The organism is Pelomonas sp. SE-A7 (assembly GCF_030345705.1).
Taxonomy (GTDB): Bacteria; Pseudomonadota; Gammaproteobacteria; order Burkholderiales; family Burkholderiaceae_C; genus JAUASW01.
Genome location: NZ_JAUASW010000001.1, coordinates 15763 through 33009, shown reverse-complemented (window position 1 = coordinate 33009; position 17247 = coordinate 15763). Strand labels below are relative to the sequence as shown.

Here is a 17247-nt window from a genome sequence, read left to right as displayed (position 1 = left end):
TCGATGTCCTTGGAACTAAAGGGTGTGAAATGGAAAACGCCGGGCCGGCGCGACGGCCGGCCTTGCGTTGGCCGCGACGGATCAGCCGCGGCTCGGCGGCTGCGGCCGCGAGGGAAGCAACCAATGCGAGAGCGCCGGAATCAGCAGCACCGCGCCCACCATGTTCCAGACGAACATGAAGGCCAGCAGGAGGCCCATGTCGGCCTGGAACTTGATCGGACTGAAGGCCCAGGTCGCCACGCCGGCCGCCAGGGTCACGCCGACCAGCACCACCACCTTGCCGGTGAACTGCAGCGAGCTGCGGTAGGCCTGGCCCAGGCTCGCGCCGGCGCGTTGCTGGGCCAGTTGCACCGACAGCAGATAGAGCGCGTAGTCGATGCCAATGCCGACTCCGAGCGCGATCACCGGCAGCGTGGCCACCTTGACGCCCAGACCCAGCCACACCATCAGGGCCTCGCACAGCACCGAGGTCAGCACCAGGGGCACGATGGCCACGACCACGGCGCGCCAGGAACGGAAGGTGATGAAGCTCAGAGCGATCACGGCCGCATAGACCAGACCCAGCATCTGCACCCAGGCCTTGCGCACCACCTCGTTGGTGGCGGCCTCGATGCCGGCACTGCCCGCGGCCAGCAGGAACTGACGCTCCTCGGTGTTGTGCTCGGCGGCAAAGGCGGCGGCAGCGGCCGAGACCTTGTCCAGCGTGCCGGCCTTGTGATCGGCCAGGTAGGCGATCACCGGCATCACCGAGCAGGCGGTGTTGAACAGGTCGGGGTTGTTGACGCTGGCCTGCTGGGCCGCGTAGTTCAGCGCGTCCTGGTTGCGGGCCAGGGTCAGCCACTTGGGCGCGCCTTCGTTGCTGCCGGCCACGATCTGGCGCACCGCATTGGTCAGGGCCACCGTGGTCTGCACGCCCTCGACCTGCTGCAGCTGCCAGGCCAGACGATCCGCCTCGACCAGGGTCTCGTACTTGAGGCAGCCCTCGGCCGGCGTCTTGACGATGACGGCGAAGGCATCGCTGGACAGCGAGTAGTGGCTGGTGATGTAGGCGTTGTCGCGGTTGTAGCGCGAGCTGGCGCGCAGCTCGGGTGCACCGGGGTCCAGGTCGCCGATCTGCAGCTGGCGGCTGGTCCACCAGCCACCCAGCCCCAGCAGCGCCGAGACCAGCACCGTGGCCAGGGCCCAGCGCCGCTGGGTGAAGCGCTCCAGCCAGGCCCAGAGCCGGTTCATGCCGGTGCCCTGCTGCTCGGCCTTGAGCGCGCGGGCCGCGGCCTTGGGGCTGACGCCCACATGGCTCAGCAGCACCGGCAGCAGGAGCAGGTTGGTGAAGATGAGCACGGCCACGCCGATGCTGGCGGTCAGCGCCAGATCCTTGATGACGGCAATGTCGATCACCATCAGCACGCCGAAGCCCACGGCATCGGCCAGCAGCGCGGTCAGCCCGGCCAGGAACAGGCGGCGGAAGGTGTAGCGTGCGGCGACCAGGCGATGGGCACCGCGGGCGATGTCCTGCATGATGCCGTTCATCTTCTGCGCGCCATGGCTGACGCCGATGGCGAACACCAGGAAGGGCACGAGGATGGAATAAGGGTCCAGCTCGAAGCCCAGCAGGGCCACCAGGCCCAGCTGCCAGACCACGGCCACCAGCGAGCAGGCGATCACCAGGCCGGTGCTGCGCAGGCAGCGTGTGTAGCCGTAGATGATCAGGGCCGCCACGGCCGCCGCCAGGGCGAAGTAGACCGCCACCTGGTACAGGCCTTCGATCAGTTCGCCGACCAGCTTGGCGAAGCCGATCACCTGGATGCGCACCGTGCCCTTGGCCTCGTGCTTGGCCCGCAATTGCTCGATGGCCTGCGAGAGCGCCCGGTAGTCCAGCGCCTTGCCGCTGGCCACGTCCTGGTCCAGCAGCGGCACCAGCAGCATGCTGGAGCGGAAGTCGGTGCCGACCAGGCTGCCGACGATTCCTGAGCGCGCGATGTTGGCGCGCAACTGCTCGGTGGCCGAGGCCGACCCGTCGTAGTTGTCGGGCATCACCGGACCGCCGCGGAAGCCTTCTTCCGTCACCTCGGTCCAGCGCACGCCGGGCGCCCACAGCGACTTGACCCAGGCCCGGTCCACGCCCGCGGTCAGGAAGACCTCGTCGTGAATCTCCTTCAGCGCCTGCTGGTACCTGGCGTCGAAGATGTCGCCGCTCGGGTTCTCGACGACCAGGCGCAGCGAGTTGCCCAGGCCGCGCAGCTCCAGCTTGTGCTCCAGGTAGGCCTGGATGTGCGGATGGCTGCGCGGAATCATCTTCTCGAAGCTGGCGTTCAGCTTCAGCTTCGTCAATGCCGCCCAGGCCAGCACCACGGTGGCGAGCAGGCAAAGCAGCAGACCCCAGCGGCGATGGTTGAAGACGGCGCGCTCCAGGCGCGAGCCGGAGCGGGTGTCGAACTGTTCCAGCGTGGCCGGCAGCAGTTCGGCTTGTTCTATCGGGCCGTGCATAAGGTCCTCGGGCCCTCAGGGCAGGTTCTGGGTCTGCAGGCCGCGCGGACCGACCAGCAGCAGGCCGCGCTGGCCGACCGTGGCCAGACCGGAGATGGGCAGCGGCCGCTGCAGCTTCAGTGGCTGGAAGCTGCGGCCCTCGTCGCGGCTGAGCAGCACATGGCCGGCCTGGCTGGCCAGCAGCCAGTGGCCTTCGGCCGTGCGGGCGCTGCCGGTCAGGCCGACCTGCAGGCCGGTGGCAACCGGCTCCCAGCTCCTGCCACCATCCACGCTGCGCAGCGCATGGCCGCGCAGGCCGTGGATCAGCAGCAGGCCGCCGTCGCCGGTGATGCCGAACAGCGTGCCGGCATAGGGCTGGCTGAGCGCTGCGAAGCGCTGCGCCTTGTCGTCCCAGCGCAGCAAGAGGCCCTGCTCGCCGGCCAGGTAGAGGCTGCCGGCAATGCGGCGCACCGCATACAGGTGCAGGGCCTTGGGGTTGTCGCTCTGCGCCGCGGGCAAGCCGGTCCAGGTCTTGCCACCGTCGCCGGTGCTCAGGATCTGGCCGAAGGCGCCGACCGCCCAGCCGCGACTCGCGTCGTCGAACCAGACATCGAGCAGCGGGCTCTCGGCCCCCTGGGGCCCCAGCTGGCGACCATCGAACTGGCGCTGCCAGCTCTTGCCGCCGTCGCTGCTGGCGAGGATGACGGCATCGTGGCCCACGGCCCAGCCGTGCAGCGCGTCCGGGAAGCTCAGCGCCACCAGGTCGGAGCTGACCGGCACCGAGGCCTGCTGCCAGGTCCGGCCTTCGTCGTCGGAGCGCAGCACATGGCCGCGCGAACCGGCGACGACCAGGCCGGCGCCGACCCGCGCCACCGCCGACAACGAGGCCTTGGGCGCCAGGCGACTGGCCTGGGCCGGCTGGTCCAGCGGGTCGCGGAAGCCGGCGGCCGAGGCCGCCATAGCGGCCGCCGCCAGCAGCAGCGGGAGCACGATGCGCTTCATGGTCCGACTATCAGCGGATGCCGGCGCCGGCCAGCGAATCCGGCGTCCATTCACGCTCGGCCAGCGGCTTGGTGTGGCGCAGGCCGCCGGTTTCGGCGATGAAGCCGGTCAGCGCGTAGACACCGCCGATCAGGTCGTAGTGGCCGAACATGTCGGTGTACGGGGCCGGCAGGTCGTAGCTCGGTGCCATGTAGGCAAAGCCGGCACGGTAGAGCTGGCCGCGGGCGTCGTACGAATCCGAGGCCAGGGCCGCCCAGGAATCCTCGTCCAGGTAGAAGGTGCGCTTGCTGTAGACATGGCGCTTGCCTTCGCGCAGGGTCGCCTCGACGACCCAGACGCGGTGCAGCTCCCAGCGCACCAGGTCGGGATTCAGGTGCTTGGCCTTGAGCAGATCGTCCTGCTTGGCCCCATAGACCGCCGCATAGGCGTTGTACGGAACAATCATCTCCTTCTTGCCGACCAGCTTGAAGTCGAAGCGGTCCATCGAGCCATTGAAGATGAAGGTGTCGTCGAAGGTCGACGCACCGGCCGTGCCGGGGTTGGGCGTGTCGAAGGCCAGGTCGGGCGCGACCTTGACCCGGCGCTGACCCGGCAGATAGGTCCAGGCCCGGCGCTGCTTCTCACCCACGTCCAGCGGGTCGATGATCAAGAGGCCCTCGCCGGCGCGGCGGGCCGGTCCGGTGTAGCTCAGCTTGATCTTCCAGTAGGTGTCGCTGGTCTTGGCCGGATCCCAGTACGGATACTCCTGCGTGCTGACACCTTCGGTGGCCAGGATGGGCCGGCCGCTGGCATCGACATTGAGGTTGCGGTACTTGGCCTCGTAGGCCTGGCCGTTGAAGCGCAAGAGATGGTTCCACATCGCCTCGTAGCCGTTCTTGGGAATCGGGAACGGGAAGCCGGCATGGGCATCGGCAATCGAACGGCCGTCGTTGGTGGTCTTGGCCTTGACCGCATTCTTGGCCGTGCCCTCGATCACCCACTTGGGGAAGGCCACGCTGCGCTGGGTCGGGTAGACGTCGATGCGGAAGCTGGCCGGGTACTTCTGCAGCAGGGCCTTGCTGCCCTCGGTCAGCTTGTCGGCGTACTGGGCCAGGCTCTTGGCATCGATGCTGTAGCGCGGCTTCTCGCTGGAATAGGGATTGGGGCGGATGCCGTCGCCGGACTTGTAGCCAGCAGGCAGCGTGGTCAGGCCGCCGGTGTAGGCCGGGATGGAGCCATCCTTGTTGGCGCCCTTCTCGGCGCCGACGCCGGTCAGCAGGCCGCCCAGTTGCTTGGCCTCTTCGGCCGTGACGCCGGCCAGGGCCGGCAGCGAGCCGACGGCCATCAGGGCCAGCAGCAGATTGATGGATTGGTTCTTCATGGTGCGCACTCCTGGCGTCAGAAGGTGGTCTTGAAGGTCAGGCTGACGAAGCCGCGGTCGCGCAGCAGCGTGGTGAAGCCGTTCTGGGCCGTGACAGCCGTGCCGTTGTCCTTGTACTGGCCGACGTAGTCGATGTACTTCAGGTCGATGCGGTACTTCTGCTGGATGTCGAAGCTGATGCCGGCGCTCAGATTGCCCATGGCCTCGTTGCCGCCGAAGACGGTGGCGGCATTGCCGCGCAGGCCGACCGAGTAGGTCAGCGGTGCCGAGACATCGACGCCCGGCATGGCCTGGAACCAGGTCGGCGTGAAGGCCAGGCCCACGCCCAGGTAGCCCTTGGTGGAGCAGCCGTCCCACAGGTCCTTGCCGGCGCAGGGCGCATAGCCCTGGGCATTGAACAGGTTGGCGCCGCTGCGCACCTTGGTGTACTTGCTGGCGGTGAACTCCACCGCCCAGCTCGATGCATCCCACAGGCCGGTCTGGCCGCCCACGCCCAGCAGGTTGACCAGGGCATGGTGGGTGTCGCCACGCGGGCCGTTGGTCGCGCCTTGCGCCGGCAGGCCCGGCGAGATGCCCAGCACCTGGCTGGACAGCGGCGTGTTGTGGCGGATCGAGTACTCGGCGCCCAGGCTGAGGCCGGCAATGCTCTTGGCCAGGCTGATGCCGAAGAGCTTGATGCCGTCGGCATAGACCAGGTTGTAGCGGCTGTTGTTGGGCGCCACCTGGGTGATCAGCGACTGCGGCATCTTGTCGGCGAAGTCACGCACATAGAAGCCCAGCGTGCCGTCCAGCCACTCGGGGCTCCAGCGCAGGGCCAGGCCCCATTCGCCGCGCTGCTTGGGACCGACCGTGCCGCCGTTGGCGGCAAAGCCCAGGCCGGCCGAGATGTACTGGCGGTTGGGGCCGTTGAAGGCGAAGTCCACCGGGCCCAGGTAGGTGCCGCCTTCCGGATAGCGGAACGGCTCCCACTGCAGCATGTACTGGCCCTGCAGCGAGACGGTCTCGCTGAGCTGGGCCTGCATGGACAGCTGGTTCAGCGGGCGGAACAGCTCCTTGGCCTCGGTGCCCGGCGTGGCAAAGCCCTTCTGCAGGTCCAGCGGATTCTGCGAATAGGCGATGCCATGCATATTGCCACCCAGCAGCAGGGACTCGCCCCAGTAGACCGTGTGGCGGCCCAGCTTGAGCTGCACCGGCACCTCGCCGGCATCGAAGCCGCCGAACACGAAGGCGTCCATGAACTCGCCCGAGCCGCCGCGGTACAGGCGCTGGATCAGCGGGCTGTAGGTCTTGCCGGTGTAGCTGGGGATGGCCGAGAACGGCGCGTTGGGATTGGTGCGGCTGGCCTGGTCGTAGGCGTAGTCGCGCCAGGCCGTGGCGCTGACGCGGACGCCATAGCGCTTCTTCCAGACCAGGTCGAACTCGCTCAGCAGGTCGACCCGCTTGGCCACGGCCTCGCCCTTGTCGAAGCTGAAGGTGCCTTCGTCGGCGATGGCCGAGTTGCCGATCTTGATGTCGCGGTCCTCGACCCGCTGCGCGTAGTTCAGGCGCAGCGTGTTGTCGAAGCGGATGCTGAGGTCCGGATTGCCGGTCGTCAGCTCGCCGGCGCCGGCTGTGGCGGCCAGCAGGGCCAGGGCCAGGGGGCTCAGGCGCAGGACGGAAAGGGAGGTCTTGGGGCTCACGTTGTCTCCGCGGGTTGTTGTAGTGATCACGCGGAAATTCTGGATTTCGCCCCCCGCGCTTTCCCCCCTCTTGGCCGGGGGGGACGCGGCTCAGACGCGGAACTGTTCGACGACTTGCTTCAGCGAAGCGGCCTGCTGCTCGAGGCTCTCGGCCGCGGCCGCGCTCTGCTCGACCAGGGCCGCGTTCTGCTGCGTCATCTGGTCCAGCTGGGCCAGGGCCGCGACCACACGCTGGATGTCGTCGGACTGGCGCCCGCTGGACTCGCTGATCTCGCCGACCAGCTGGCTCAGTTGCTGCGAGCCGGCGACCACCTGGTCCATCGTGCGCCCCGCCTCGGCCGCATGCTGGCCGCCGGCCTCGATGCGGGCGCTGCTTTCGGCGATCAGTGACTTGATCTCGCGCGCGGCCTGGGCGGCGCGTTGGGCCAGGGCCCGTACCTCGCCGGCCACGACCGCGAAGCCGCGGCCCTGCTCGCCGGCCCGCGCCGCTTCCACGGCCGCGTTCAGCGCGAGGATATTGGTCTGGAAGGCGATGCCGTCGATCACGCCGGTGATGTCCGAGATGCGACGACTGGCGCCGCCGATCTGGTCCATGGCCTGGACCAGGCGGGCCACGGCCGCGCCGCCCTGCTCGGCCACGCCGGCCGCCTCGCCAGCCGAGGACGCGGCCTGCTGCGAGGTCTCGGCGTTGTGCTGGACCGTGCGGCTGAGTTCGTCCATCGCTGCCGCGGTCTGCTGCAGGCTGCCGGCCTGAAGCTCGGTGCGCTGGCTGAGGTCGGCATTGCCGCCGGCAATCTGGCTGCTGCCGGTGGCGATGCTTTCGCTGCTGTCGCGCACCTGGCGGACGATGCCGCCCAGCTGCTCGCCCATGGCCTGCATGGACCGGATCAGCTGGCCGGTTTCATCGGCCGCCGCCGCACCGGCCTCGACGCGCAGATCACCGGCCGCGACCTGCTCGGCCAGGCCCACGGCCCGGCGCAGCGGCTCGACCACCGAGCGCAGGATGTTGCGCGCCAGCAGGCCCAGCAGCAGCAGGACGATGGCCGTGATGGCGATATTGCGGACGCGTGCCGCCTCGTAGCCGGCGCGCTCCTCGCGGTCACGCCGCTCGGCGTCGTCCAGCTGCAGGACGATCAGCCCGTCCATGCCTTCGACCACCGGCCGCACGGCCGCATCCAGCGGCTGGTCGGCCAGGTCGCGCAGCGCGATCAGGCGCTCGCCCTGCAGCGCCTCGCGCAGCTCGGCCAGCCGGGGCTCGGCGGCCTTGATCAGGGCCGCGACCTTGGCCGCCTGCTCGCGCTCGTCGGCCTGGGTCACGGCTTCGGCATAGGCCTGCCAGGCCTTGGCGGCCGCGGTGCTGGCCTCGTCCCAGCGCTTCAGCGCCTGCGCCGTGTCCAGTGCACCATTGACCGCCTTGCGGGCGGCATCGCCGAGGCGGTCGCCATAGACCTCGGACACCTGCTTGAGCTGGCGCAGCGCCACGATGCGCTCCACATACAGCGCATGCATGGATTCGCTGGACTGGCGCTGGCGCAGCAGGTTGGCCACGACGGCCAGCACCAGCAGGCCGGCCATGACGACGACCAGGGCCAGCAGCCTGGCCCGAATGCTCAGGGCTCGCATGTCGGCCCCGCTCAGTAGGTCGCTTCGCCCTGGATGCCCGCGCGCTCCATCTTTCGATGGCAGGGCGGGTAGTCCATCACGGCGTAATGCTGGGTGCTGCGGTTGTCCCAGAAGGCCACGCTGTTCGGCTGCCAGCGCCAGCGCACCTGGTATTCGGGGATGGCGGCCTGGCTGATCAGGTACTGCAGCAGCTGACTGGTGCCGGCGCTGTAGTCCTGGCCGTAGCGGATGTTCTCGGGCCGGTGGAAGTTCGTGAAATGGGTGGTGAAGGCATTGACGAACAGCACCTGTTCGCCGGTCTCCGGATGGGTGCGCACCACCGGATGCTCGGCGTCGGGGAACTGGGCCTTGAGAGCCAGGCGCTTCTCGATGGGCATGGCGGCACCGAACGTGGCCTCGATGCTGTGGCGGGCGCGCAGGCCGGCGATCTTGAGCTTGATCTCCTCGGGCAGCCTCTCGTAGGCCAGCACCATGTTGGCCCACATGGTGTCGCCCCCCACCGGCGGTGCCTCGACGCAGCGCAGCACGCAGCCGAAAGGCGGCTTCTCGCGCCAGGTGGCGTCGGTGTGCCAGGCGTTCTCGTAGCGGTCGTTGGGGCTGTCGGGCGACTTGTAGATGCGCACCAGGCCCGGATGGTCAGGGTCGGAGCCGGCCACCGGATGGTCCTCCAGCTCGCCGAAATGCCGGGCAAAGGCCACGTGCTCGGCCCGCGTGATGTCCTGGTCGCGGAAGAACAGCACGCGGTGCTTCAAGAGCAGCTGGCGGATCTCCTGCACCAGGCCGGCATCGCGCGAGGCCGCGCCCAGGTCGACATTTGACAGCTCGGCGCCCAGGGCGCAGCTCAGCGGCTCGACCCGGATGGCCCGGGTCAGTGACGTGGCAGCGACGACGGCGGGACTGGCGGGGCTCATCGGCTTGTCTCCTGGAACAAGGGTAGTTTGCCGCGGAGTTTGGAGTCGCTGCGGTCTTCCCGCTTGACTTGGCAGGACCCCCACTTACCATTCCGTGCCATTGCCGCCCCGGGGTTTCCCCAGCACCGCCCGCATGACCGCCCTAGTCCGCGCCGCCGCCCTGACCAATTTCACCGAGCTGGCCAGGGGCTTCGGTCTCGATCCGTTGCGACTGATGAGCGAGGCCGGGCTGCAGGCCCGGGTGCTGGACGACCCGGACCTGCGCATCCCGGTCGAGCGGGTCGGCGAACTGCTGGAGCGCGCCGCCCAGCTCAGCGGCTGTGACTCCTTCGGCCTGCGCATGGCCGAGACCCGCCAGCTGTCCAACCTCGGACCGGTGGGACTGCTGATACGCGACCAGCCCACGCTGCGCGAATCGCTGGCCGTGCTGCTGCGCTACCACCTCGCGCTCAATGGCGGCATCGCGCTGGTGATCGAGGAGGAGGCCGGCGTGGTCGTGATCCGCGAGGAGGTGGTCACCGGCGGCGGCTCGGTGCGCCAGGGCATGGAGCTGGCGGTCGGCGTGATGCTGAGGCTGATGCGCCAGTTCCTCGGTGCCGACTGGCGGCCCAGACGCGTCTGCTTCACCCATGAGGCGCCGCGCGATATCGCCACCCATCTGCGCGTGTTCGGCCCCTGCGTCGAGTTCCGCCACGACTTCAACGGCATCGTCTGCGGCCGCCAGGACCTGGACACCTGCAACCCGAATGCCGATCCGGCCATGGCCCGCTATGCCCAGCAACTGCTGGACGCCAGCCTGAGCAGCTCGCAGTCCACACCCCGGCTGGTGGACGACGTGCGCCGCACCGCCCTGCTGCTGCTGCCCAGCGGCCGCTGCTCCATCGAGCAGGTGTCCGACCAACTGGGCCTGGTCTGCCGCACCGTGCAGCGCCGGCTCGCCGACGAGGGCACGAGCTTCTCGGAGCTGATCAACCAGCTGCGCACCGAGCTGGCCCAGCGCCATGTGCAGGGCAGCGACCGACCCTTGACCGAAGTGGCGGCCCTGCTCGGCTTCTCGGCGCCCAGCGGCTTCTCGCGCTGGTACTCGACCCAATTCGGCAGCAGCCCCAGCGAGGCGCGCCAGCGCGGCAAGGCCTAGGCGGCGACGGCGTGAGCCTCGACCAGGGCGCTGAGCCGCGTCCGGTTGCCGCGCACCCAGTCCAGCACCTCGGCACCGGGCACGGGCCGGCCGACCAGGAAGCCCTGGGCCTGATGGCAGCCCAGTTCGCGCAGCAGCTGCCAGTCGGCTTGCGTCTCCACGCCCTCGGCCACCACGCGCAGGCCCAGGTTGCGGCCCATATCCAGCGAGGCGCAGAGGATGGCCCGGCGGTTGGCCCGCTCGGCCGCGCCGTGCACGAAGATGCGGTCGATCTTTAACTCGGTGAAGGGGCTGCGCGACAGCGTGTGCATGGACGAATAGCCGATGCCGAAATCGTCCATGGACAGGCCGAAACCCTTGAGGCTCAGCCGCGCCAGGTGGGCCATCGCACGGCCGCCCAGCATGGTGGTCTCGGTCACCTCCCAGGTGATGCGCTGGGCCGGCAGCTTGTGGGCGGCGACCCGCTGGATCAGCTGGTTGACGAAACCGATGTCGGCCAGGTCGTCGGCGCAGAGATTGAAGGAAAGACCCAGCTGTGGCATCGATCGGTGCCATTGCGACAGCCAGCGCAGGCCCTGCTCGACGATGGCCAGCGTGAAGGCGCCACGCAGCGGCGTGCCCTCGATCTGGCGCAGGAAGTTCTGCGGCCCCAGCAGGCCATGCGTGGGATGCTGCCAGCGGGCCAGGGCCTCGAAGCCATGCAGGATGCCGCGGGCCATGCCCAGCTTGGGCTGGAAATAGGCAAGGAACTCGCCGCGCTCCAGCGCCAGGCGCAAGGCCGCTTCGGAGGTATCGACCTCTTCGTCAGGCAGGAGCTGGGACTGGCCGGGACCGGATTTCTCCAGCAGGCGCTCCAGCGCATCGGCCCTCACCGGCTTGGGCAGCGTGCCGAGCAGGCGCAGCCGCCGCTGGCCCTGGAACATGCTTTCGATGGTTTCAAGCAGGCGCGGGTCGCGACCGCTGGTGACGATCAGCTGCTCGACCTGGCCGGACTGGACCAGATGCTGGACCAGCTCGATGCCGTCCATGCCGGGCATGTCGATGTCGGTGAGCAGCAGCGAGACGCGCGGGGTGTCCGGCCTTTGCAGCAGGCGCAGCGCTTCCAGCCCGTCACGGGCCTGCAGCACAGGACCCGGGCGGCGCTCGCCGAGCATTTGCACCAGCTGCGCGCGCTGCAGATCACTGTCTTCGACGACCATCGCCGCCGGTGGGCCGGCGTGCCCCGCTGTCGCTTGCATCGAACCTCTCCTGATCGCCGGTGGCAGCTGCTTCCGGTCCGGTCGCGCTGCGGTTTCTCGGCGTTGTGACCATCTTCAAGCAAGTCTTTGCGCATGGACGGGCCGTGCGTCGGCGCGGCTCCCTAATGTCAACTATTCCCGAATCGGCGTGCGCTCTGCGAGCAGCACGGGCTTCAGCCGCGCAACAGGCCAGGTTGCACGGCCTGGCCCATCACCGCCAGCAAGTCGCTGGCCGGGCGGGCACCGCTGATGGCATAGCTGCGGTTGAAAACGAAGTAAGGCACGCCCGGCGTCTGCAAGGGCGAGACGGCCGGCCGCGCCACAGCGGCAGGCACCACGCCGAAGCCGTCGGCCAGGGCGGCCAGCAGCAGGGGATCGGACAGCGATTCACCCTGCTGGAAATGCGCGGCGAACAGTCGCTCCAGCAGCAGCTCGAAGCCCTCGGGCTCGAGTTGCTCGCGGGCATCGGCCAAGAGCGCATGGGCCAGGCCGGTATGCGGCATTCGTTCGATGCGCTCAAAGGCGAAGTCCAGGCCCGCCGCACGTCCTGCGGCCTTGACCTGGGACTGGCGCACAGCCACGGCCGCGGCGCTACCGAGCCTGTGCTCGTAGAAGGCCTGGAAAGGCAGGCCCTCTTCGGGCAGGTCGGGCAGCAGGGTTTGCAGATGCCAGTGGACTTCGACCGCCAGCTCCGGATGCTCGGCCTTGAGCAGGGCGCGGGCCCGCTCGAAATGCCGCTTGCCGATCTGGCACCAGGGGCAGATCAGCTCCACATGGATGTCGACGCGCAGCCGCGGATGGGTCGTCATGGGATCAGCACCGTCGCGCCCACGGTCTCGCGCGCTTCCAGCGCACGATGGGCCTCGGCCGCATCGGCCAGGGCAAAGCGCTGCTGCGGCTTGCTGACGATTCTTCCCTGCAGCACCAGGTCGAACAGCTCGTCGGCCATCTTCAGCATGTTGGGCCGCGGCAGCGCGTAGTCGACCATGGCCGGCCGGGTCACCCACAGCGAGCCCTTCATGGCCAGCAGCATGGTGTCGATGACGACCGGGCCCGAGCTGGTGCCGTTGCTGACCAGGGTGCCGCGCTTCTGCAGGCAGTCCAGCGATCCCATCAAGGTGTCCCTGCCCACCGAGTCGTAGACCACCGGCACGCCGCGGCCCTCGGTGATCTCCTTGACCCGCTCGACGAAGTTCTCGCGCCTGTAGTTGATGACGTGGGTGCAGCCATGGGCCTTGGCGATGGCGGCCTTCTCGTCCGAGCCCACGGTGCCTATCATGGTCACGCCCAACGCCCGCGCCCATTGGCAGGCGATCAGCCCCACGCCGCCGGCAGCCGCGTGGTACAGGATGGTGTCGCCGGCCTTGAGCGGAAAGACCTGGCGGAACAGGTACTGGGCGGTCAGGCCCTTCATGATCAGGGTCGAGGCGGTTTCGTCGTCGATGCCGTCGGGAATCTTGATCAGCACCTCGGCCGGCATCACGCGCCGTTCCGAATAGGCGCCCAGCGGGCCCAGCAGGTAGCCGACGCGGTCGCCCACGGCCAGGAAGCTGACGCCCTCGCCCACCGCCTCGACCACGCCCACCGCATCCGAGCCCAGGCCTGAAGGCAGGGCCGCCGGATATCGGCCGCTGCGGAAATAGATGTCGATGAAGTTGACTGCGATGCCGGTGTGGCGCAGGCGCACCTGGCCGGGGCCGGGGTCGCCGACCTCGACCGTCTCGAACTGCAGCACCTCGGGGCCACCGGTCTGGTGGAAGCGGATCGCCTTGCTCATGGAAATACCTCGTCTTCGGAATCATTCCGCGCTGATGCGGACGTTGGCCACGGCGCGCATGTCGGACTCGTAGGTCCGCATCGCCCGCACAAAGGCCGCGGCGGCCAGCAGGCCGAACAGCGGTACCAGGCTCAGGGCCGCGTTCAGGCCCATCTGGTCGGACAGCCAGCCGGTCAGGAAAGGACCGACCGCCAGGCCCAGCAGGTTCTGCGCCAGCGACAGCACGGCGGCGCCGGTGGCGCGCATGGCCGGGTGGATCACGTCGAACACCACGGCCGAGATCGGTCCCACGGTGCAGGCCATCACGAAGCCACCGGCCAGGATCAGGCCGAACTGGGCCGGTCCGGCCGGCATCAGGGCGAAAGCGCTGACGAAGATCAGCAGGGTCAGCAGGCACAGCCCGGCCACGATCAGCAGACGCAGCCGCGCGCGGCCCAGCGAGCAGCGGTCCACCACCGTGCCCCAGATGAAGCCGCCCAGCGCGCCGGCCAGCACCACCAGGGCGGCCTGTCGTCCGGCCACGTCGGCAGCCAGGCTGTGGTAGCGGTTCAGGAAGCTGGGCAGCCAGGACCAGATCGAGGAAACGACGATCAGCTGCATGGCCGCGCCCGAGCAGACCCAGACCAGGGTGCGGTTGCGGGCCAGCGTGTGGACCGTGCGGCGGACCAGGCTGGCCACCGTCTGGTAGCTGCCCGAGGCGGTCTGGCCGTGGATGTCCACGGTCTTGTAGTCGCGCACCAGCATGTAGAGCAAGGCCAGGGCAAGACCTGGCACGCCCACGGCGCCGAAGGCCGCCTGCCAACCCCAGTGCGCCGCAATCCAGCCGCCCAGCAGCACACCCAGCACCGAGCCCAGCGAAGCCGCCGCGAAGAAGGCACCCAGCAAGGCGCTGCGCAGCCGCCGCGGAAACAGGCTGGCGATCAGCGCGGCACCGACCGAGCCGTAGCCCGCCTCGCCTGCGCCGACCAGGGCTCGCGCCGCGAACAGCTGGCCATAGCTGCGCGCGAACATGCAGGAGATCGAGGCCAGGCTCCAGACCGTGGCCATCACGACCACGCTCTTGACGCGGCTGTAGCGGTCGGCCAGCAGGGCCACCGGCAGGCCACCGATGGCCACCACGACCGAGATCACCGACACCAGGCCGCCCAGCTGCTTGTCCGACAGGCCCCAGTCGGCCTTGATGTAGGGGAACAGCGAGACGATGACCTGGCGGTCTATGTAGTCGAACAGCATCAGCCCGAAGGTCATCGCGAACGCGAACCAGGCCTGGGCCGGCCGTATCAGGTAGTTGTCGCCGCCTGGGCGGCTGTCATGGGGCAGGTGCATGGGTGGTCTCAGCGCATCAGCTGCATCATGCCCAGCACCAGCAGGGCCAGGAAAATGGTTTCGCCCAGCATCAGGGCCACCGGCTTGATGCCCACGGTGGCCAGCTCCTTGAGCTGGGTCTTCATGCCGATGCCGGCGATGGCGGCGATCAGGCACCAGCGGGAGAGCTCGCTGCCCGCCATCTGCACGGCCTTGGGCACGAGGCCGGTGCTGTTGATGGCGACCAGCACCGCGAAGCCGACGGCGAACCAGGGCAGCAGCGGCGGGCGTTCGCCGCCGGTATCGGCACCACGCGCCCGCGTCAGCGCCGCTGCGAAGACGATGACCGGCAACAGCATGGCCACGCGCATCAGCTTGACCACAGTGGCCATGTCGCCGGTCTCGCGCGACAGGCTGTAGCCGGCGCCCACCACCTGGGCCACGTCATGGATGGTGCCGCCCAGGAAGATGCCGGCCGCCTGCGGGTCCAGGCCCAGGGCCCTGGCGATCATCGGGTAGACGATCATCGCCAGCGTGGACAGCGCGCTGACGCCAATCACGGTGAACAGCGTCGCCCTCTCCTTCTGCGGATGGGCTGGCAGGGCAGCCGCCAGTGCCAGCGCCGCCGAGGCGCCGCAGATGGCGGTGGCGCCTCCTGTCAGCAGGCCGAAGATGGACGGAAAGCCCATCAGGCGGGCCACCAGCATCGACACGGCGATCGTGATGACGACCGAGCCCACCACGATCAGCAACGGCTGCCAGCCCAGCTGGGCCACCTGGTCGGCCGTGATGCGCAGGCCCAGCAGGGCCACGCCGACGCGAAGCAGCTCGCGGGCCGTGAAGCCAATGCCGGCGGCACAGGCGCCCTCGGCCGAAAGGAAGTTCATCGCCAGGCCCAGCAGCAGCGCGAACAGCATCACCGGCGCGCCATAGTGCTCGGACAGGAAACTGGCCGCCGCGGCGACCACGCCGCAGGCCATCAGGCCCGGGAACAGCTGGCGAGCACGGCCCTGCAGGCCGCCGATCGCGACACTGCTCATGCCCGCTCCAGCAGGTGGTCCTGGAACTGCTCGCGCAGCTTGTTCTTCTGCATCTTGCCGGTGGCACCCAGCGGAATCGCGTCGACGAAGACCACGTCGTCCGGCGTCCACCACTTGGCGATGCGGCCTTCGTAGAACTGCAGCAGCTCCTCTCGCGAGACCTCGGCGCCGGGCTTCTTCACCACGATCAGGAGCGGACGCTCGTCCCACTTGGGATGGCGCGCGGCGACGCAGGCCGCCACGGCCACGGCCGGATGGGCCATCGCAATGTTTTCAAGGTCGATGGAACCGATCCATTCGCCGCCGCTCTTGATCACGTCCTTGGCCCGGTCGGTGATCTGCATGAAGCCGTCGGCATCGATGGTGCACACGTCCCCGGTGGGGAACCAGCCGTCCACCAGGACCGCACCGCCCTCGCCTTTCAGGTAGTCGCTGACGATCCAGGGGCCGCGCACCAGCAGCTCGCCGCTGGTCCTGCCGTCCCAGGGCAGCTCCTCGCCGGACTCGGCAATGATCTTCATGTCGACGCCAAACACCGCCCGCCCCTGCTTGGCCTGGACCGCGTAGCGTTCTTCGCGCGGCAGGTCCAGCTGATCGTTCTTGAGCACGCAGGCCGTGCCCAGCGGGCTGATCTCGGTCATGCCCCAGGCATGCAGCACCTCGACCGCATGGTTTTCCTGGAAGGCACGCATCATGGCCGGCGGGCAGGCGGAGCCGCCGATGATGGTGCGGCGCATGGTGCTGAAGCTGAGCCCGTTGGCTTCGACGTAACTCAGCAGGCCCTGCCAGACCGTGGGCACGCCGGCCGAGACGGTCACGCGCTCGCCTTCGAACAGCTCGTGCAGGCTCTTGCCGTCCAGGCCCGGGCCCGGCAGCACCAGCTTGGCGCCGACCATGCAGGCCGCATAAGGCAGGCCCCAGGCATTGACGTGGAACATGGGCACGACCGGCAGGATGGTGTCGCGCGCCGAGCAGCTGAGCGAATCCGGCAGGGCCACGGCATAGCTGTGCAGCAGGGTCGAGCGGTGGCTGTAGAGCACGCCCTTGGGATTGCCGGTCGTACCGCTGGTGTAGCAGAGGCTGGAAGCGCGGTTCTCGTCGAACTCGGGCCAGTCATAGGCATCGCCGGCGGCCTCGACCAGCTCCTCGTAGCACAGGAGGTCGGGAATCTTGCTGTCGACCGGCATGCGCGAGCGCTCGCACATCAGCACGAAATGGCGCACGGTCTTGAGCCTGGCGGCGATGGCCTCGACCAGGGGCAGGAAGCTGAGGTCGAAGAACAGGGCCTGGTCCTCGGCATGGTCCGCGATCCAGGCCATCTGGTCGGGATGCAGGCGCGGGTTCAGTGTGTGCAGCACACGGCCGGAACCGGAGACGCCGTAATAGAGCTCCAGGTGGCGATAGCCGTTCCAGGCCAGCGTGCCCAGGGTGGCGTCAGCGGCCAGGCCCAGGCCGTCCAGCGCATTGGCCACACGGCGGGCCCGCGAGGCCATGTCGCGGAAGCTGTAGCGGTGGATGTCGCCCTCGACCCGGCGCGACACGATCTGCTGGGAGCCATGGTGGCGCTCGGCATGCAGCAGCAGCGAGGACACCAGCAGCGAACGCTGCATCATCAAGCCGTTCATCGTTTCCTGTCTCCGGGGCCGGCGGCCCATTTCTTCGATGCGCCGATTCTTGGACCGGAGAGGAAAACGCGATTGCCGCGCGACGA

Annotated in this window: 13 protein-coding genes; 1 reads left to right on the top strand and 12 read right to left on the bottom strand. The window is 68.9% G+C overall.

Going from position 1 to position 17247, the window contains the following annotated elements; genetic code table 11:
• Nucleotides 1-81: 81 nt before the first annotated feature.
• The 6 genes from QT382_RS00105 to QT382_RS00080 form a co-directional block, all read right to left on the bottom strand.
• The gene (locus QT382_RS00105) at nt 82-2484 is read right to left on the bottom strand and encodes an efflux RND transporter permease subunit (protein WP_289252017.1); all 2403 of its coding nucleotides are present in this window, start codon (nt 2482-2484) and stop codon (nt 82-84) included.
• Between the two features lie 15 nt (nt 2485-2499).
• Nucleotides 2500-3465: a WD40/YVTN/BNR-like repeat-containing protein gene (locus QT382_RS00100; protein WP_289252016.1), complete on the bottom strand. Its 966-nt coding sequence runs from the start codon at nt 3463-3465 to the stop codon at nt 2500-2502.
• A 10-nt stretch (nt 3466-3475) separates the two neighbouring features.
• A complete protein-coding gene (locus tag QT382_RS00095) occupies nt 3476-4825 on the bottom strand; it encodes a DUF1329 domain-containing protein (protein WP_289252015.1) in 1350 nt (449 codons plus the stop codon).
• A 17-nt stretch (nt 4826-4842) separates the two neighbouring features.
• Nucleotides 4843-6504, bottom strand: coding sequence for a DUF1302 domain-containing protein (locus QT382_RS00090; RefSeq protein WP_289252014.1), 1662 nt, complete (start codon nt 6502-6504; stop codon nt 4843-4845).
• Between the two features lie 90 nt (nt 6505-6594).
• Nucleotides 6595-8127: a methyl-accepting chemotaxis protein gene (locus tag QT382_RS00085; protein ID WP_289252013.1), complete on the bottom strand. Its 1533-nt coding sequence runs from the start codon at nt 8125-8127 to the stop codon at nt 6595-6597.
• Nucleotides 8128-8138: 11 nt separating this feature from the next.
• Nucleotides 8139-9038, bottom strand: coding sequence for a TauD/TfdA dioxygenase family protein (locus QT382_RS00080; protein ID WP_289252012.1), 900 nt, complete (start codon nt 9036-9038; stop codon nt 8139-8141).
• 133 nt (nt 9039-9171) lie between these two features.
• Here QT382_RS00080 and QT382_RS00075 point away from each other — a divergent pair, with 133 nt between their 5' ends.
• Entirely contained in the window at nt 9172-10176 is a 1005-nt protein-coding gene (locus tag QT382_RS00075) for an AraC family transcriptional regulator (protein WP_289252011.1), read from the top strand.
• Here the strand turns inward: QT382_RS00075 and QT382_RS00070 are convergent.
• The 6 genes from QT382_RS00070 to QT382_RS00045 all read right to left on the bottom strand — a co-directional run bounded on the left by QT382_RS00070 (nt 10173) and on the right by QT382_RS00045 (nt 17161).
• Complete coding sequence (locus tag QT382_RS00070; protein ID WP_289252010.1) at nt 10173-11414, bottom strand: EAL domain-containing response regulator; 1242 nt, start codon at nt 11412-11414, stop codon at nt 10173-10175. The two genes, QT382_RS00075 and QT382_RS00070, sit on opposite strands and share 4 nt — an antisense overlap.
• 173 nt (nt 11415-11587) lie before the next feature.
• Complete coding sequence (locus QT382_RS00065; protein ID WP_289252009.1) at nt 11588-12223, bottom strand: DsbA family oxidoreductase; 636 nt, start codon at nt 12221-12223, stop codon at nt 11588-11590.
• Nucleotides 12220-13191, bottom strand: a complete 972-nt coding sequence (locus QT382_RS00060) for a quinone oxidoreductase family protein (protein ID WP_289252008.1) — start codon at nt 13189-13191, stop codon at nt 12220-12222. Before QT382_RS00060 ends, QT382_RS00065 begins: the two co-directional genes overlap by 4 nt.
• A 21-nt stretch (nt 13192-13212) precedes the next feature.
• Nucleotides 13213-14517, bottom strand: coding sequence for an MFS transporter (locus QT382_RS00055; RefSeq protein WP_289252007.1), 1305 nt, complete (start codon nt 14515-14517; stop codon nt 13213-13215).
• An 8-nt stretch (nt 14518-14525) separates the two neighbouring features.
• A complete protein-coding gene (locus QT382_RS00050; protein ID WP_289252006.1) occupies nt 14526-15536 on the bottom strand; it encodes a YeiH family protein in 1011 nt (336 codons plus the stop codon).
• On the bottom strand, nt 15533-17161 hold the full coding sequence (locus QT382_RS00045) for a 3-(methylthio)propionyl-CoA ligase (protein ID WP_289252005.1): 1629 nt from the start codon (nt 17159-17161) through the stop codon (nt 15533-15535). The genes QT382_RS00050 and QT382_RS00045 overlap by 4 nt, the downstream gene beginning before the upstream one ends.
• Between the last annotated feature and the right edge of the window lie 86 nt (nt 17162-17247).

What these genes read in the sequence shown, in the direction of transcription:
- QT382_RS00100 (WP_289252016.1), bottom strand. Translation starts at nt 3,465, where the DNA reads ATGAAGCGCATCGTGCTCCCGCTGCTGCTGGCGGCGGCCGCTATGGCG.
- QT382_RS00060 (WP_289252008.1), bottom strand. Translation starts at nt 13,191, where the DNA reads ATGAGCAAGGCGATCCGCTTCCACCAGACCGGTGGCCCCGAGGTGCTG.
- QT382_RS00105 (WP_289252017.1), bottom strand. Translation starts at nt 2,484, where the DNA reads ATGCACGGCCCGATAGAACAAGCCGAACTGCTGCCGGCCACGCTGGAA.
- QT382_RS00095 (WP_289252015.1), bottom strand. Translation starts at nt 4,825, where the DNA reads ATGAAGAACCAATCCATCAATCTGCTGCTGGCCCTGATGGCCGTCGGC.
- QT382_RS00075 (WP_289252011.1), top strand. Translation starts at nt 9,172, where the DNA reads ATGACCGCCCTAGTCCGCGCCGCCGCCCTGACCAATTTCACCGAGCTG.
- QT382_RS00085 (WP_289252013.1), bottom strand. Translation starts at nt 8,127, where the DNA reads ATGCGAGCCCTGAGCATTCGGGCCAGGCTGCTGGCCCTGGTCGTCGTC.
- QT382_RS00070 (WP_289252010.1), bottom strand. Translation starts at nt 11,414, where the DNA reads ATGCAAGCGACAGCGGGGCACGCCGGCCCACCGGCGGCGATGGTCGTC.
- QT382_RS00065 (WP_289252009.1), bottom strand. Translation starts at nt 12,223, where the DNA reads ATGACGACCCATCCGCGGCTGCGCGTCGACATCCATGTGGAGCTGATC.
- QT382_RS00055 (WP_289252007.1), bottom strand. Translation starts at nt 14,517, where the DNA reads ATGCACCTGCCCCATGACAGCCGCCCAGGCGGCGACAACTACCTGATA.
- QT382_RS00050 (WP_289252006.1), bottom strand. Translation starts at nt 15,536, where the DNA reads ATGAGCAGTGTCGCGATCGGCGGCCTGCAGGGCCGTGCTCGCCAGCTG.
- QT382_RS00080 (WP_289252012.1), bottom strand. Translation starts at nt 9,038, where the DNA reads ATGAGCCCCGCCAGTCCCGCCGTCGTCGCTGCCACGTCACTGACCCGG.
- QT382_RS00045 (WP_289252005.1), bottom strand. Translation starts at nt 17,161, where the DNA reads ATGAACGGCTTGATGATGCAGCGTTCGCTGCTGGTGTCCTCGCTGCTG.